Source organism: Streptomyces sp. NPDC043812 (assembly GCF_056436245.1).
Genome location: NZ_JBWKCY010000020.1, coordinates 152,753 through 167,462, shown reverse-complemented (window position 1 = coordinate 167,462; position 14,710 = coordinate 152,753). Strand labels below are relative to the sequence as shown.

13 protein-coding genes, 1 tRNA gene and 3 pseudogenes are annotated in these 14,710 nt (G+C 69.1%); 6 read left to right on the top strand and 11 right to left on the bottom strand.

The window, feature by feature from the left end; genetic code table 11:
• The 3 genes and pseudogenes from AC067Z_RS27665 to AC067Z_RS27655 form a co-directional block, all read right to left on the bottom strand.
• Positions 1–1,100, bottom strand: a pseudogene (locus AC067Z_RS27665) (ABC transporter permease); the annotation flags it as partial.
• Positions 1,100–1,807 (bottom strand): ABC transporter ATP-binding protein, encoded by a 708-nt coding sequence (locus tag AC067Z_RS27660; protein ID WP_478792327.1) that lies wholly within the window; start codon positions 1,805–1,807, stop codon positions 1,100–1,102. The pseudogene AC067Z_RS27665 and the gene AC067Z_RS27660, both read right to left, overlap by 1 nt.
• A gap of 89 nt (positions 1,808–1,896) precedes the next feature.
• Complete coding sequence (locus AC067Z_RS27655) at positions 1,897–2,271, bottom strand: hypothetical protein (protein ID WP_478792326.1); 375 nt, start codon at positions 2,269–2,271, stop codon at positions 1,897–1,899.
• A 364-nt stretch (positions 2,272–2,635) separates the two neighbouring features.
• Here AC067Z_RS27655 and AC067Z_RS27650 point away from each other — a divergent pair.
• Positions 2,636–2,824: pseudogene (locus AC067Z_RS27650) on the top strand (LuxR family transcriptional regulator); the annotation flags it as partial.
• A gap of 11 nt (positions 2,825–2,835) precedes the next feature.
• On the opposite strand, the gene AC067Z_RS27645 reads toward AC067Z_RS27650, so the two are convergent.
• The 4 genes from AC067Z_RS27645 to dnaK are packed head-to-tail and all read right to left on the bottom strand — an operon-like array spanning position 2,836 to position 6,990.
• Complete coding sequence (locus AC067Z_RS27645; RefSeq protein ID WP_478792325.1) at positions 2,836–3,282, bottom strand: heat shock protein transcriptional repressor HspR; 447 nt, start codon at positions 3,280–3,282, stop codon at positions 2,836–2,838.
• A 1-nt stretch (position 3,283) separates the two neighbouring features.
• Positions 3,284–4,468, bottom strand: coding sequence for a molecular chaperone DnaJ (gene dnaJ, locus AC067Z_RS27640; protein WP_478792324.1), 1,185 nt, complete (start codon positions 4,466–4,468; stop codon positions 3,284–3,286).
• Positions 4,469–4,498: 30 nt separating this feature from the next.
• On the bottom strand, positions 4,499–5,146 hold the full coding sequence (grpE, locus tag AC067Z_RS27635) for a nucleotide exchange factor GrpE (RefSeq protein ID WP_478792323.1): 648 nt from the start codon (positions 5,144–5,146) through the stop codon (positions 4,499–4,501).
• Positions 5,143–6,990, bottom strand: a complete 1,848-nt coding sequence (gene dnaK, locus AC067Z_RS27630; RefSeq protein ID WP_478792322.1) for a molecular chaperone DnaK — start codon at positions 6,988–6,990, stop codon at positions 5,143–5,145. The genes grpE and dnaK overlap by 4 nt, the downstream gene beginning before the upstream one ends.
• A gap of 221 nt (positions 6,991–7,211) precedes the next feature.
• Here dnaK and AC067Z_RS27625 point away from each other — a divergent pair, with 221 nt between their 5' ends.
• The 4 genes from AC067Z_RS27625 (at position 7,212) to AC067Z_RS27610 (ending at position 12,629) form a co-directional block, all read left to right on the top strand.
• Complete coding sequence (locus AC067Z_RS27625; RefSeq protein ID WP_478792321.1) at positions 7,212–7,772, top strand: sugar transferase; 561 nt, start codon at positions 7,212–7,214, stop codon at positions 7,770–7,772.
• A 126-nt stretch (positions 7,773–7,898) separates the two neighbouring features.
• The gene (locus AC067Z_RS27620; protein ID WP_478792320.1) at positions 7,899–10,169 is read left to right on the top strand and encodes a (Fe-S)-binding protein; all 2,271 of its coding nucleotides are present in this window, start codon (positions 7,899–7,901) and stop codon (positions 10,167–10,169) included.
• Between the two features lie 271 nt (positions 10,170–10,440).
• Positions 10,441–11,544: an FG-GAP repeat domain-containing protein gene (locus tag AC067Z_RS27615; RefSeq protein WP_478792335.1), complete on the top strand. Its 1,104-nt coding sequence runs from the start codon at positions 10,441–10,443 to the stop codon at positions 11,542–11,544.
• Positions 11,545–11,723: 179 nt separating this feature from the next.
• On the top strand, positions 11,724–12,629 hold the full coding sequence (locus AC067Z_RS27610; protein WP_478792319.1) for a Yip1 family protein: 906 nt from the start codon (positions 11,724–11,726) through the stop codon (positions 12,627–12,629).
• A 152-nt stretch (positions 12,630–12,781) separates the two neighbouring features.
• Here the strand turns inward: AC067Z_RS27610 and AC067Z_RS27605 are convergent, their stop codons facing one another.
• The 3 genes from AC067Z_RS27605 to AC067Z_RS27595 all read right to left on the bottom strand — a co-directional run bounded on the left by AC067Z_RS27605 (position 12,782) and on the right by AC067Z_RS27595 (position 14,129).
• Entirely contained in the window at positions 12,782–13,279 is a 498-nt protein-coding gene (locus AC067Z_RS27605) for a phosphoribosyltransferase (protein WP_478792318.1), read from the bottom strand.
• 12 nt (positions 13,280–13,291) lie between these two features.
• Positions 13,292–13,867, bottom strand: coding sequence for a dCTP deaminase (dcd, locus tag AC067Z_RS27600; RefSeq protein ID WP_215184066.1), 576 nt, complete (start codon positions 13,865–13,867; stop codon positions 13,292–13,294).
• A gap of 70 nt (positions 13,868–13,937) precedes the next feature.
• Positions 13,938–14,129, bottom strand: coding sequence for a hypothetical protein (locus AC067Z_RS27595; protein WP_478792317.1), 192 nt, complete (start codon positions 14,127–14,129; stop codon positions 13,938–13,940).
• Between the two features lie 221 nt (positions 14,130–14,350).
• Here AC067Z_RS27595 and AC067Z_RS27590 point away from each other — a divergent pair.
• Positions 14,351–14,424: transfer RNA gene (locus tag AC067Z_RS27590), tRNA-Gly, on the top strand.
• 51 nt (positions 14,425–14,475) lie between these two features.
• Here the strand turns inward: AC067Z_RS27590 and AC067Z_RS27585 are convergent.
• Positions 14,476–14,710 (bottom strand): annotated as a pseudogene (locus AC067Z_RS27585) (integrase); the annotation flags it as partial.

The following is a 14,710-nucleotide window of genomic DNA, read 5'->3' as shown; positions in this document are numbered from 1 at the left end:
GCGGATCCCTGCCCGGCGAAGTCGGGGCCGTACAGCGCGATGAGGAACATGACGGGGAACAGTGCGGCGATGCGGGGAAGCCAGACGGAGGGGGCCCCGCTGTGGGGACGTGTTCCGTTGGCGCCCCGGCGTGGTGCGAGGTCTGCGGTGACGACTGCCGCGAGGACGGTCAGGAGCGCTATGACGGGGGTGAGGATGATCTGCCGGCCGTGTTCGCGCAGGTACGCGGACGACAGGATGTAGTCGGTGTACGGGATGTGGGTGTCGTGCAGCAGGGTTGCGGTGACGGCTGCGGCGCCGAGGAGTGCGCCGGTGAGGACCGGGTGGCCTGCTTCGCCGAGGGCGATGAGGGCTCTGTCCCTGCGCTGTCCGCCGAGTGCGGCGACCAGGGCGGTCCTGCGGTCGCGGGCGTGGGCGCCGGTGCGTGCGGCGACGAGGAGGAGGACGAGGCCCGGCAGGAGGAGCATGCCTGCCACAGCGGCCTGGAACATCCATTCGGCTTTGTCGTCCTGCCGTCCCGAGCCGGGTTCCAGGTAGGGCAGGATCCGGCCGTCGGCCGGACCGAAGCCGGTGACGACCTCGTTCGGCCGCTCGGCACTGAGGCCGTCGCGCGGTCGGACGTAGGCGAGCCATTCGGTCGGCTCGTCCAGGCCGGATGCCTGGATGGTGCCGGCCAGCTTGCCGTAGCGGTGATCGATGTCCTCGTCCGCACCCGCTTTCCTCAGGGCAGGGGACAGCACTGCCTCGCCGGGTGCCGGCCAGTGTTCCACTCCGGGCGGCAACGGCGCATCGCCCTGGCGCGGGGACAGGTACACGACGCTGAAGCGTCGTTCGCCGTTGAGGGAGTCGGATCCCACAAGCCACACGGTGGAACTGAGGGGGCCTTCGCGCTCTGCGATGACGGGGGTTCTGGCGGTGCGGTGTTGTTCCTTGCCCGTGTACACGGCGTGGACCGCGACGAGGCTGCCCATGGCGAGGGTGAGGACCAGGGTGGCGAGGAGGAGGGCGACGAAGCGGGCACCTCCCGCCTCTGCTTTCCGGCCGGCGGTACGTCCGACGGTGAGGAGCTGACGTACCAGTCCTCTCGTGGTGGTGGCCATCAGCGTGCCTCTCGCGCGGTGGCCGGTTCGAGGATTCCGGCGGTGAGGTGCAGGGTGCGGTCCGCGCGGGCGGCTATTCCCAGGTCGTGAGTGACCACAAGGAGTCCGCAGGAGTACTGCTGGGGCAGGTCGAACAGCAACTGGGCGGTCTTGTCCCGGGTTTCGGTGTCCAGGGCGCCGGTCGGCTCGTCGGCCAGTAGGAGGGCCGGCTCGTTGATCAGGGCGCGGGCCACCGCTGTGCGCTGCCGTTCTCCGCCGGAGAGTTCCTGGCTGGTCGCCGCTTGTGGCACGCCGAGGTCGTCGAGGAGGCGTTGTGCACGCGCTCTCACGTCACCTTGGCCGCGGCGGGAGAGGAGGGCGGCGAGGACGACGTTGTCCAGCGGACTGAGTTCCGGGAGGAGTTCACCGAACTGGAAGACCATGCCGATCGACTTGGCGCGTAATTGGGCGAGTTGGGATGCGCGGAGGCGGGTGGTCTCGGCGCCGGTGACGGTGACCGTTCCCTTGTCCGGGGTGATCAGGCCCAGCACGCAGGACAACAATGTGCTCTTCCCGGATCCGGACGGTCCGGTCACGGCGATCGACTCGCCTGCCCGCAAGGACAGCCGGAGGCCGTCGAACAGTGTGCGTCCGCCGATCCGATGACTGAGCCCGGCGATCTCCAGTACCCTCCGCGTGTCTGCGGCGGTGTCCTGTGCTGTCTGCATGGGGGTGGTCGTCCTCACTGTGTCGTCGGTGTCCGGGAACGCAAGAATGCGGTGGGGCGTTCTAGACCGCCCCACCGCATCACTGTCGCCTAGAAATCGTCGCCGGGGCGGTCGTCAGGGCCACAACTGTCGGGGCTGAGCTGGATGTTGACGCATGCGGTCACCTTGCGGACATAGTTCGTCTCGTCCATGCCGCTGTAGACGGTGTAGCCGTGACCCCTGGAGTTGTTGAGGCGCAGGCCGGTGTTACCTCGGCGGTCGTAGAGGGCATAGACGGAGTGGCTGTCTCCCACGGTGTCCCTGACGGCGACCTGGCCGTTGGTGCCGTGACTCCAAGTCTTCGCGCCGTAGACCGACGAGTCCAGATTTTCCCCCGCGCCGGCGAATGCCTGGCCGGCTCCGGACAGCGCGAGCACGGCCGCGCCGCCTACCAGGATCCTGGTTGCAGTTCTGCCGATGGACATGAATCCTCCCCTGTGTTCGATGCACTACTGAATGCGCGGACGCGGTGAAGACGTAATCGCTCACCACCAGGGCGCCGTAGGTTCCCCCTGTCTCCACCCGCCGCGTCATCGACTCTCTCGTGGTCGCGGCGCAGCCACCACCGTCATGTTGTTGCACTGCACGAAGCTGAGCCGTGCAGAGGCGCCCCCTGCCCGGACATCGCCAGGGCCGGGCAGCTCATAGCGGTTTCTGGAGGTCTTTGCAGCACGTGGTCGTGTTGACCAGGGCCGCGAGGAGACAGTGAACGCGCTCGGCTGGGGTTCCCGCCCGAGCGGTTTGCGGGGGCGGTGAGTTCGGCGACATACGCCAGGGGCTTGCGGGTGTGCGCACATCGCCCGACTGATGCAGACTCTCGGCGCTTCGAGCCGCACCCACCTCGGTGCACTGCTCGCTCAGGCGGGCATCGGCGGCGTGGGCGACCACGTGGCCCGCCCACCGCGGAGAAGTGACCGACATGGCGAGGGGCCGGGGAGCTCCCGCTCCCCGGCCCCTCGCCGAAACTCAACTCCGTGACAACTGCCGCCCTACTCGGGCCGCTTGGGCCGCCACACCACCAGCGCGCTGGTCTGCTGCACGTCCTGGTACGGCACCAGGTCGCGCCGGTACGACGCGTGCACCTGTGCCTCGCGCTGCTGCATCGCCGCCGCAGCGCCCTCCACGGCCGCCGACAGTTCGGCGACGCGCGCCTGGAGCGCCGCGACCTGGTTCTCCAGTTCGATGATGCGCTTGATGCCCGCGAGGTTGATGCCCTCGTCCTGCGACAACTGCTGCACCGTGCGCAGCAGTTCGATGTCGCGGGCCGAGTAGCGCCGGCCCCGGCCGGGCGTGCGGTCCGGGGAGACGAGCCCGAGACGGTCGTACTGCCGCAGCGTCTGCGGATGCAGACCCGACAGCTGGGCGGCCACCGAGATGACGTACACCGGCGACTCATCCGTCAGCTCATAGGGATTGCGACGACGACGTCCGTCCATCTCAAGCTCCCTTCGCGGCCTGGAACAGCTCGGCCCGCGGGTCCTCGTCCGCAGTGGCTTCGCGGTAGGCCTCCAGCGCTTCCTTCGCCTTGTCGCTCAGCTCCACAGGCACGGCGACCTCGACGGTGACCAGCAGGTCGCCGCGGGTGCCGTCCTTGCGGACCGCGCCCTTGCCGCGGGCGCGCATCGTGCGGCCGTTGGGGGTGCCGGGCGGCAGCTTCAGGGTGACCGGGGGGCCGCCGAGGGTCGGCACCTTCACCTCGCCGCCCAGCGCCGCCTCCGTGTAGGTGACGGGCACGGTGACGGTGAGGTTGTCGTCCTTGCGGCCGAAGACCGGGTGGGCGTCGACGTGGACGACGACATACAGATCGCCGGCCGGTCCGCCGCGCTCGCCCGGTGCGCCCTTGCCGCGCAGCCGGATCCGCTGCCCGTCGGAGACACCCGCCGGGATGCGCACCTGCATCGTCCGCGAGGAACGGGCCCGCCCGCTGCCCTTGCAGACCTCGCAGGGGTCCTGGGCGATCAGTCCGCGGCCCTTGCAGTCCACGCACGGGTCAGTCAGCGAGAAGGATCCGCTGCCGCCGCGCGAGACCTGGCCGGTGCCGACACACGTGGGGCACACCCGCGGCGTGCCGTTCTTGTCGCCGGTGCCCGAACAGGCCTTGCAGGGCGCCTGGCTGGACATCCGCAGCGGGACCGTGGCCCCGTCGACCGCCTCGGTGAAGCTGAGCGTCACCTCGGACTCGATGTCCTGGCCGCGGCGCGGCTGTGTACGCGCACCCGGACCGGCGCCCCGGTTGAACAGGCCGCCGAACACGTCCCCGAGGCCGCCGCCGAAGCCGCCGGCGCCGGGCTGGCCTCCGCCCTGGGCGCCTCCGAAGAGGTCACCCAGGTCGAAGTTGAAGCTGCCGCCGGGGCCACCGGCGCCGGGTGCCCGGAAGCCGCCGTTGCCGAACAGGGCGCGCGCCTCGTCGTACTCCTTGCGCCGCTTGGGGTCGCCGAGGATGTCGTTGGCCTCGGAGATCTCCTTGAAGCGCTCCTCCGCCTTGGTGTCGCCCTTGTTGGCGTCCGGGTGGTTCTCGCGGGCGAGCTTCCGGTACGCCTTCTTGATCTCGGCCTCGGTGGCGTCCTTGGGGACGCCGAGGACCTTGTAGTAGTCCTTCTCGACGAAGTCCTTCGTGCTCATCGGCGTCCCTCCTCCCGGACGTTTCCTGCGTCAGCCCTCCTCGGGGCCACCGCTCTCCTCGTCGGCCTGCTTCTCTTCCCTGCCCGCCGGGGCCGCACCCGGCTGGGGCTCGGCCACCGCGACCCGCGCGGGGCGGATCGTGCGCTCGCCGATGCGGTACCCCGGCTGCAGCACCGCGACGCACGTGGTCTCGGTGACATCCGGCGCATACGAGTGCATCAGGGCCTCGTGGACCGTCGGGTCGAAGGGCTCGCCCTCCTTGCCGAACTGCTGGAGGCCCATCTTGGCCGCCGCGGTCTCCAGGGACTCGGCGACGGACTTGAAGCCGCCCACCAGCTCCCCGTGGTCCCGCGCGCGGCCGATGTCGTCGAGCACGGGCAGGAGTTCGGTCAGCAGCGTCGCCGTGGCGATCTCCTTGACCGTGACCCTGTCGCGCTCCACGCGGCGGCGGTAGTTCTGGTACTCGGCCTGGAGGCGCTGGAGGTCGGCCGTGCGCTCGTTGAGCGCGGTCCGGACCTGGTCCAGCTGTGCCGTCAGACCGGCGATCTTTGCTGCGTCCCCTGCCGGGGCCGCCGGGCCCTCCTTCTCGGAGGACTCGGCGGACTCGGCGGCGTCGTCAGGTGTGGCGCCCGAGGGGACGTCGGGCTTCTCGTCGAAGCCCGGAGTCTCCTCCGTCACGCGGCACCACCCTTGGCGTCCTTCTCGTCGTCCACGATCTCGGCGTCGACCACGTCGTCGCCGTCGGCGGCCTGCGCCTGCTCGCCGGCACCGGCCGCGGCGCCCTCGGGGGCGGCGTTGGCGTACAGCGCCTGACCGAGCTTCTGGCTGACCGCGGCGACCTTCTCGGTCGCGGTGCGGATCTCGGCCGTGTCCTCGCCCTTGAGCTTCTCCTTCAGCTCGCCGAGCGCGGTCTCGACCTCGGTCTTGACGTCGCCGGGGACCTTGTCCTCGTTGTCCTTGAGGAACTTCTCGGTCTGGTAGACGAGCTGCTCGCCCTGGTTGCGGGTCTCGGCGGCCTCGCGGCGACGGTGGTCCTCGTCCGCGTACTGCTCGGCCTCCTGGCGCATGCGGTCGACCTCGTCCTTCGGCAGCGAGGAGCCGCCGGTGACGGTCATCTTCTGCTCCTTGCCCGTGCCCAGGTCCTTCGCGGTCACGTGCATGATGCCGTTGGCGTCGATGTCGAAGGCGACCTCGATCTGCGGGACCCCACGAGGGGCCGGCGGCAGACCGGTCAGCTCGAACATCCCGAGCTTCTTGTTGTACGCCGCGATCTCGCGCTCGCCCTGGTAGACCTGGATCTGCACGGACGGCTGGTTGTCCTCGGCCGTCGTGAAGATCTCGGACCGCTTGGTCGGGATCGTGGTGTTGCGCTCGATGAGCTTGGTCATGATGCCGCCCTTGGTCTCGATACCGAGGGACAGCGGGGTCACGTCGAGGAGCAGGACGTCCTTGACCTCACCCTTGAGGACACCGGCCTGCAGGGCGGCGCCGATGGCGACGACCTCGTCCGGGTTGACGCCCTTGTTGGCGTCCTGACCGCCGGTCAGCTCCTTGACGAGCTCGGCGACGGCGGGCATACGGGTCGAACCGCCGACCAGAACCACGTGGTCGATCTCGGACAGCGCGATGCCGGCGTCCTTGATGACGTTGTGGAACGGGGTCTTGCAGCGGTCGAGCAGGTCCACGGTGAGCTGCTGGAACTGCGAGCGCGTGAGCTTCTCGTCCAGGTGCAGCGGGCCCTCGGCGGAGGCCGTGATGTACGGCAGGTTGATCGTCGTCTCGGTCGAGGACGACAGCTCGATCTTCGCCTTCTCCGCGGCCTCGCGGAGACGCTGGAGAGCCATCTTGTCCTTGGCCAGGTCGACGCCGTGGCCGTTGGCGAACTGCTTCACCAGGTAGTCGACGACGCGCTGGTCCCAGTCGTCACCACCGAGGTGGTTGTCACCGTTGGTCGCCTTCACCTCGACGACGCCGTCGCCGATCTCGAGCAGCGAGACGTCGAAGGTGCCGCCACCGAGGTCGAAGACCAGAATGGTCTGGTCGTCCTTGTCCAGGCCGTAGGCCAGGGCGGCCGCGGTGGGCTCGTTGACGATACGCAGGACGTTGAGGCCCGCGATCTCACCGGCCTCCTTGGTGGCCTGGCGCTCGGAGTCGTTGAAGTACGCCGGGACGGTGATGACCGCGTCGGTGACCTTCTCGCCCAGGTACGACTCGGCGTCGCGCTTGAGCTTCTGCAGGATGAACGCGCTCATCTGCTGCGGGTTGAAGGTCTTGCCGTCGAGCTCGATCTTCCAGTCCGTGCCCATGTGGCGCTTCACGGACCGGATGGTCCTGTCGACGTTGGTGACCGCCTGACGCTTCGCCACCTCGCCGACCAGCACCTCACCGTTCTTCGCGAAGGCGACGACGGACGGCGTGGTCCTGGCACCCTCGGCGTTGGTGATGACGGTGGGCTCGCCGCCCTCCAGAACGCTGACGACGGAGTTAGTCGTGCCCAGGTCGATGCCGACCGCACGTGCCATTTCAATTCCTCCAGCTGACTTGAGTGGAACTCGCTCAAGGATGCCCCATCGGATCGAACCAGTCAACAGACCTGAGTCGAGGCCGCTCAACTTTTATCCGGCGCTTACCTGCAGACCGGCCTGTCGCGCGTGGCGCACCCTCTCCACTCCCCGCACATCTGGGAGAGTCATAGCCGAAAAATGCGGTCAAGAACTGTCATTCGGGATGAAGGGCGCGCCTCATGCCGGCAAAGCGAGTCGTCGATCTGACGGGCAGCCTGATCCTGTTCCTGGTGCTGTCGCCGGTCCTGCTGGCCGTTGCGGCCACCGTCGCCGTGGCATCCCGGGGCTTCTTCCTGGACCGCGCCGAGCGCACCGGCCTCGGCGGCCGCACGTTCGCGATGTTCACGTTCCGCACGACGCGCGCCGGGCGTGTCACGCCGGTCGGACGGCACCTGCGCCGCCACTTCCTCGACCGGCTGCCCCAGCTGATCAACGTGGTGCGCGGCGAGATGTCCTTCGTCGGCCCGCGGGCGCAGCCGCCCGTACCCGTCGGCGCCGCGACCGCACCGTACGGCGTCGCCCGCGCCCGCGCGACCGTGCGCCCCGGGATCACGGGCCTCTGGCAGACGAGCAGGCGCTCGGACCTCCCCTGGGAGGAAATGGCCGTGCTCGACCTGCATTATGTGGAGCAGCACTGGCTGGGACTCGACCTGGTGATCCTGGCCCGCACGGTGCCCGTGGCGGTCGCCGGACGCCGTCCCGCACGAGCCGTCCCGGTGACCCCGGTCAGGGTTGCCTGAGCGACACAGATCACCGCCTGCCCAACTACAGTGCGGCGGAATAAGTGGGTAGTCTCAGACAGACTGAATAAGTTACCGCTTAGTAGTGTCGATACTTCCCACCCTCGCAGGCCCGAGGAGCCCCCAATGCAACTCGCCGCGATCATTGTGTCGCTGACCCTGACCGTGGTCGGCGTTGCTCTCTTCGCCCGAGCCATCGCGCAGATCTACCGCTTCGTGAAGCTCGGTCAGTCCGTGCCCGCCGGCAGCCGCACCGACAACCCGAAGGCCCGGACGATCACCCTCGTCAAGGAGTTCCTCGGCCACACCCGGATGAACCGGTGGGGGATCGTCGGCTTCGCGCACTGGTTCGTGGCGATCGGGTTCCTCACGCTGCCGCCGACCCTGGCCCAGGCCTACGGCCAGCTCTTCGAGGCCGACTGGACGCTGCCGGTCATCGGCGGCTTCGTGCCGTTCGAGATGTACATCGAGTTCATCGGCGTCATGACGATCGTCGGCATCGCCGTCCTGATCGCGATCCGGATGCTCAACCTGCCGTCCCGCGCGGGCCGCAAGTCGCGCTTCGCGGGCTCCAAGGCCGGCCAGGCGTACTTCGTCGAGGCGGTCATCCTCACCATCGGTCTGGCGATCTACACCCTGCGCGGCCTCGAGGGCGCGATCCACCACGTCGAGGGCTACGAGGCCGCGTACTTCGCGTCGTACCCGCTGGTGCTCGCCTTCAAGGGCCTGTCCCTCGGAACGCTGCAGACGCTCGTCTACTTCACCGCGATGATCAAGATCTCCGTCTCGCTGATCTGGATGATCACGGTGGCGCTCAACACCAACATGGGTGTGGCCTGGCACCGCTTCCTCGGCTTCCCGAACATCTGGTTCAAGCGCAACGCCACCGGCGAGAGTGCCCTCGGCGAGCTGAAGCCCATGACGTCGGGCGGCAAGGAGATCGACTGGGAGGACCCGGGCGAGGACGACGTGTTCGGCGTCTCCCAGGTCGAGCAGTTCTCCTGGAAGGGCATCCTCGACTTCTCCACGTGTACCGAGTGCGGCCGCTGCCAGTCGCAGTGCCCCGCCTGGAACACCGGCAAGCCGCTGTCCCCCAAGCTCCTGATCATGTCGCTGCGCGACCACGCGCACGCCAAGGCGCCGTACCTGCTGGCAGGCGGCGGCAAGGACATGGAGGGCAACGAGAAAGCCTCCGAGGAGCAGCTGAAGGACGTCCCCGCCGCGGCTCTCGCCGAGGCCGAGCGCCCGCTCATCGGCACCGTCGAGGAGAACGGCGTCATCGACCCGGACGTCCTGTGGTCCTGCACCACCTGCGGCGCCTGCGTCGAGCAGTGCCCGGTCGACATCGAGCACATCGACCACATCGTCGACATGCGCCGCTACCAGGTGATGATCGAGTCCGCGTTCCCGTCCGAGGCGGGCACGATGCTCAAGAACCTGGAGAAGAAGGGCAACCCCTGGGGTCTGGCCAAGAAGCAGCGCGTCGAGTGGACCAAGGAGGTCGACTTCGAGGTCCCGATCGTCGGCAAGGACGTCGAGGACCTCACCGAGGTCGACTACCTCTACTGGGTCGGCTGCGCCGGCGCCCTGGAGGACCGCGCCAAGAAGACCACCAAGGCCTTCGCGGAGCTGCTGCACATGGCGGGCGTCAAGTTCGCGATCATGGGCGGCGAGGAGAAGTGCACGGGTGACTCGCCCCGCCGCCTCGGCAACGAGCCGCTGTTCCAGCAGCTCGGCCAGGAGAACGTCGCCATGCTCAACATGGCGTTCGGCGAGGACGACGAGGACGAGTCGACGAAGAAGCCCAAGTCGGCCAAGAAGATCGTCGCGACCTGCCCGCACTGCTTCAACACGATCGCGAACGAGTACCCGCAGCTGGGCGGCGAGTTCGAGGTCATCCACCACACGCAGCTGCTCCAGCACCTCATCGACGAGGGCAAGCTCGTCCCCGTCACGCCGGTCGACGGTCTGATCACCTATCACGACCCGTGCTACCTGGGCCGCCACAACAAGGTCTACACGCCCCCGCGCGAGATCATGTCCGCCGTCCCGGGCCTGCGCCAGCAGGAGATGCACCGCCACAAGGAGCGCGGCTTCTGCTGCGGCGCCGGTGGTGCGCGGATGTGGATGGAGGAGCGGATCGGCAAGCGCATCAACACCGAGCGCGTCGACGAGGCACTGTCCCTCAACCCGGACATCGTCTCCACCGCCTGCCCGTTCTGCCTGGTCATGCTCACGGACTCGGTGAACGGCAAGAAGAACGACGGCCAGGCCAAGGAGTCCCTCCAGGTCGTCGACGTCGCGCAGCTGCTGCTCGACTCGGTGAAGACACCGCCGACCGACCCGGAGCCCTCCACGGAACCGGAGGACGCCCCGGAACCGGAGCCGGTGAAGTAGCCGTCTCCGTAGACGAACCGCACAACCAGTGAGCGGCCGGACCTGCCTCGGGGGCAGGACCGGCCGCTCCTGCGTGTACCGGGCTCCGGTGCGGCCCGGATCGGCGCCCAGGCCGCATAACCTTTGGCCTGCGATCCCGCCCTCCCCATTGCCCCGGCAGGCACAGCCGGACGAACATCGTGAGGCGCCAGTGCCGCCCAGGGGCTTCCTGGACGACTGAACAGGGACGATACGGACGAGGTGGGTCGTGCGGAGACGAACAGCGGTGGCGATGGGCGCCCTCTGCGCCTGCGCGGCCCTGCTGACGGGCCTGACCGCCTGTGACAGCGCCCCCGCACCCGACCGTTCGAGCCGCTCCGGCACCAAGAACGGCGACACGGCACCGCTCTCGGGCCGCGCGGCCACCCCGTCACTCCCCGTCCCACGCGGCAACGGCAGCCGCGTCCCCGCCGACTTCAACGGCGACGGCCACCGCGACCTCGTCCTGAACGACCTGGTCAAGGCGCCCCGCGACAGCCACGGCGACGACGCCGGCATCGGCATCGTCTACGGCACCGGCTCGCCGCGCGCCCTCGACCCGGCCGTACGGCAGCTCCTGACGCCGCGCACCCACGCCGCCGAGGTCGGCGGCGTCCTGCCCGCGGCCTTCGACGCCGAGGCCGCCTGCGACCTCGACAAGGACGGCTTCTCGGATCTCGTCGTGGCCACCGATCCGCCGTACGACGGCATCGGCCGCCCGCCCGTACCGCTGCAGATCCTGTTCGGCTCCCCGACCGGCCTCACCGGCAAGGCGGTCGTCCTGCGCATCCCCGAGCAGGCGCGCTACGGCAACGACTGGCCCGACCACCCCGTGTGCGGCGACTTCGACGGCGACGGCAGCACCGACCTCGCCGTCACCGCGTCCGCCGGCCGCATCAGCCACCTCCGGGGACCCTTCACCCGCTCCGGCGCCCCGAAGGCCGCGGACGCGCCCGCTCCCGGCGGCGGCCCTGCCCTCGCCGCCCCCGAGGGAAAGCCCGACACCGACGGCGACGGCGCCGACGATCTGGTGGTCCTGCCCCGCACGCATGTACCCGGCACGGCCGCCAAGGGCAGACTGCTGCTCGGCGGCCCCGAAGGACCCACCCGACCCGGCGGCCCGTACGCCTTCCGCCGCGTGACACCGCCGCCCGCTCCCGCGCTCCCGGCCGGCGAGACCGAGCCGGTGACCGACGTCCTCGCCTACGGGGACTTCGACGGCGACAAGCGCCCGGACACGGTCACCAGAACGCACCGCGGCGAACGAGCGGACATGATCGCCCTCCACCCCGGGCACCCGGCGTCGGCACGTTCGCGTGCACTAGTCACATTCAGCACGTCCCTGTTCCTGCGGTGACCGGACCGACCGCTGCCGGCCACCTCCCCGGAACCCCTGCCCTTCCCTGACCTCGGGAAAGGCTTACTGGGGCCAACACCCCAGGGTTCCCTTAGGGGATGTCACAGCTCGGCCGCAAAGCCCCGCCCGTTCCCGCTCCCCGCCCACCCCAGGAGCGCGGACCGGGTACGTTCGAATACGTGGCTGGATTCAGGATCGGACGCGGCCGGGACAACCGCACCCCGCAACGACAGCAGGCGCCCCAGGCGCCGCCGCCCTACCAGGGCGCGCCTTCGGCGCCTCCGTACGGGCAGCGGCCCCCTCAGTGGCCCCGAGCAGGCGGCCCGCAGCCGGGTGGCAGACCGCAGCACCCGCAGCAGCAGCGCCAGGACGCGTACGGCGAGCCGGAGTACTTCGGCGACCCGTACCACCAGGCGCCGCCCGTCCACGACCCGTACGCGGCCAACAACCCCGGCCACACACAGGCGTTCAGCGTCAACGACGACGGCATGTACGGCGACGGCGCGACGTACCGCGCCGGTGCGGCCGACACCGCGCCCGCCGGTCCGCGGCTGCATTGGAAGCAGCTGCTGAGCGGCATCGTGCTGCGCCCGGGCCCGACGTTCCTGCAGATGCGCGACTACCCCGTGTGGGGCCCGGCGCTCATCGTCACGTTCCTCTACGGGCTGCTCGCGATCTTCGGCTTCGACGCACCGCGCGAAGAGGCGATCAACGCCACGATCTCCAGCGCGATCCCGTATGTGCTCACCACCGGCGTCGCGTTCGTGATCAGCGGTCTGATCCTGGGCGCGGTGACGCACACGCTCGCCCGCCAGCTGGGCGGTGTCGGGGCATGGCAGCCGACGGTCGGCCTCTCCATGCTGATCATGTCGATCACGGACGCACCGCGACTGCTCTTCGGCGTGTTCCTCGGCGGCGAGAACTCCCTGGTCCAGGTGCTCGGCTGGCTGACCTGGCTCGCGGCGGCGGCGCTGTTCACGACGATGGTGAGCAAGTCGCACGACCTGCCGTGGCCGAAGGCGCTCGGCGCGTCGGCGATCCAACTGATCGCGCTGCTGTCGATCATCAAGCTCGGCACCATCTGAGCGCACCCCGTGCACGAAGAGGCCCCGCCGGATCACCGGCGGGGCCTCTCCACTTCTGCCCGCTCAGGGCTTCTGCCCGCTCAGGACTCCTGTCAGCTCCGGACTTCCGTCCGCTCAGGACTTCCGTCTCGGCTCAGGGCTTCCGTCTCGGCTCAGGCGTCCAGCACCTGTCCGGCCCTGCTCACGACGGGCTTCTCCACGCTCCACGGGAAGTTGATCCACTCGTCGGTGCGCTTCCAGACGTACTCGCACTTCACGAGGGAGTGCGACTTCTCGTAGATCACGGCGCTGCGGACCTCGGCGACAGAGTCGACACAGAAGTCGTGGACGAGCTTGAGCGTCTTGCCCGTGTCGGCGACGTCGTCGGCGATCAGGACCTTCTTGTCCGAGAAATCGATGGCGTTGGGGACCGGCGCGAGCATGACCGGCATCTCCAGCGTGGTGCCCACGCCGGTGTAGAACTCCACGTTCACAAGGTGGATGTTCTTGCAGTCCAGCGCGTACGCCAGCCCGCCGGCGACGAACACGCCTCCGCGCGCGATGGAGAGCACGATGTCGGGCTCGTACCCGTCGTCGGCGATGGACTGCGCGAGCTCACGGATCGCCCCGCCGAACTTCTCGTACGTCAGGTTCTCCCGTACTTCACTCATGTCGTCCGGCCCTCACACCTGCGTCCGATGGAAATTCATGAACGAGCGGGAGGCGGTCGGCCCCCGCTGCCCCTGGTACCGGGACCCGTACCGCTCGCTGCCGTAGGGCTCCTCGGCGGGGGACGTGAGCCGGAACATGCACAGCTGTCCGATCTTCATCCCCGGCCACAGCTTGATCGGCAGCGTGGCGAGGTTCGACAACTCCAGGGTCACGTGCCCGGAGAACCCGGGGTCGATGAACCCGGCGGTCGAGTGCGTCACCAGACCGAGCCGCCCGAGGGAGCTCTTCCCCTCCAGTCTCGAGGCAAGGTCGTCCGGCAGCGAGATGACCTCGTAGGTCGACGCGAGGACGAACTCACCGGGATGCAGGATGAACGCCTCGTCCCCCTCCGGCTCGACGAGCCGCGTCAGATCGGCCTGCTCGACGGCGGGGTCGATGTGGGGGTAACGGTGATTCTCGAACACCCGGAAGTAGCGGTCCAGCCGCACATCGATGCTCGAGGGCTGCACCATGGATTCGTCGTACGGATCGATGCGCACGCGCCCGGCGTCGATCTCGGCCCGGATGTCCTTGTCTGAGAGAAGCACGTCCCGAGGATACGCAGAGCGCGCGGGCCGCCCCCAATCGGACACCGCCCACGCGCTCGCGCTGCCTGTGCTACCGCCGGCTCTGCTCCACGCGCTCCGCCTGTGCGACGGGCACGGAATGCCTCAGCCGCGCACACCGGGGACACCGGAGGAGCCGCCCCGGCCCGAGCCGGTCGGCCCCGAGCTGCTGCATCGGAAACGAAGCGGTGGTGAACACGTGCCCCTCGGCACAGCGGACGACGGTGCGCTCCATCAGGTCCATCAGACCCCTTCCCCAACAAATGCGGACGAAGCCCCACATTAGGGGATGGCACGGACAGCACCTCACGCGGCACTCCGCGCCCCGAGGTTACGCCCCAACTCCCGCCCGCTGCACCCGCATCCAGGCGCCGGACAGCACGAACACCTCGCGGCGAAATACACCGCGGGGTGGGCGATGGGGTAGAGTGTGCGACGATGCGGCACCGATCACCGGTGCGCTGTGCGGGTGTAGTTTAATGGTAGAACATGAGCTTCCCAAGCTCAGAGCGCGGGTTCGATTCCCGTCACCCGCTCCACGAGAAAGCCCCAGGCCAAGAGCCCGGGGCTTCTTTGTTGTCTAGACCGGATCAGGCTTCGCGTGCCCGTTCCGTGCCCGATGCCTGATCGTCGGGCACGCCGGAAACCTTCTCCCGCTCGGCGCGGACACGGGCGTCGATCCCGTCGTCCACCTCGCGCTGACGCTCCAGGTTCGAGTGCTGATAGATCAGCGCGGCCCGCTCGGAGGACTGCCCGGCGCGGACCATCGTGTCCTGAGCGTGGCACCCGACTGCGTCGAGAGCGTGTGGCCGGTGTGACGAAGGT

Excerpts from the sequence above, each read along its gene's own strand:
- AC067Z_RS27660 (WP_478792327.1), bottom strand. The coding sequence starts at position 1,807 with ATGCAGACAGCACAGGACACCGCCGCAGACACGCGGAGGGTACTGGAG.
- AC067Z_RS27655 (WP_478792326.1), bottom strand. The coding sequence starts at position 2,271 with ATGTCCATCGGCAGAACTGCAACCAGGATCCTGGTAGGCGGCGCGGCC.
- AC067Z_RS27645 (WP_478792325.1), bottom strand. The coding sequence starts at position 3,282 with ATGGACGGACGTCGTCGTCGCAATCCCTATGAGCTGACGGATGAGTCG.
- dnaJ (WP_478792324.1), bottom strand. The coding sequence starts at position 4,468 with ATGAGCACGAAGGACTTCGTCGAGAAGGACTACTACAAGGTCCTCGGC.
- dnaK (WP_478792322.1), bottom strand. The coding sequence starts at position 6,990 with ATGGCACGTGCGGTCGGCATCGACCTGGGCACGACTAACTCCGTCGTC.
- AC067Z_RS27625 (WP_478792321.1), top strand. The coding sequence starts at position 7,212 with ATGCCGGCAAAGCGAGTCGTCGATCTGACGGGCAGCCTGATCCTGTTC.
- AC067Z_RS27620 (WP_478792320.1), top strand. The coding sequence starts at position 7,899 with ATGCAACTCGCCGCGATCATTGTGTCGCTGACCCTGACCGTGGTCGGC.
- AC067Z_RS27615 (WP_478792335.1), top strand. The coding sequence starts at position 10,441 with ATGGGCGCCCTCTGCGCCTGCGCGGCCCTGCTGACGGGCCTGACCGCC.
- AC067Z_RS27605 (WP_478792318.1), bottom strand. The coding sequence starts at position 13,279 with ATGAGTGAAGTACGGGAGAACCTGACGTACGAGAAGTTCGGCGGGGCG.
- AC067Z_RS27595 (WP_478792317.1), bottom strand. The coding sequence starts at position 14,129 with ATGGACCTGATGGAGCGCACCGTCGTCCGCTGTGCCGAGGGGCACGTG.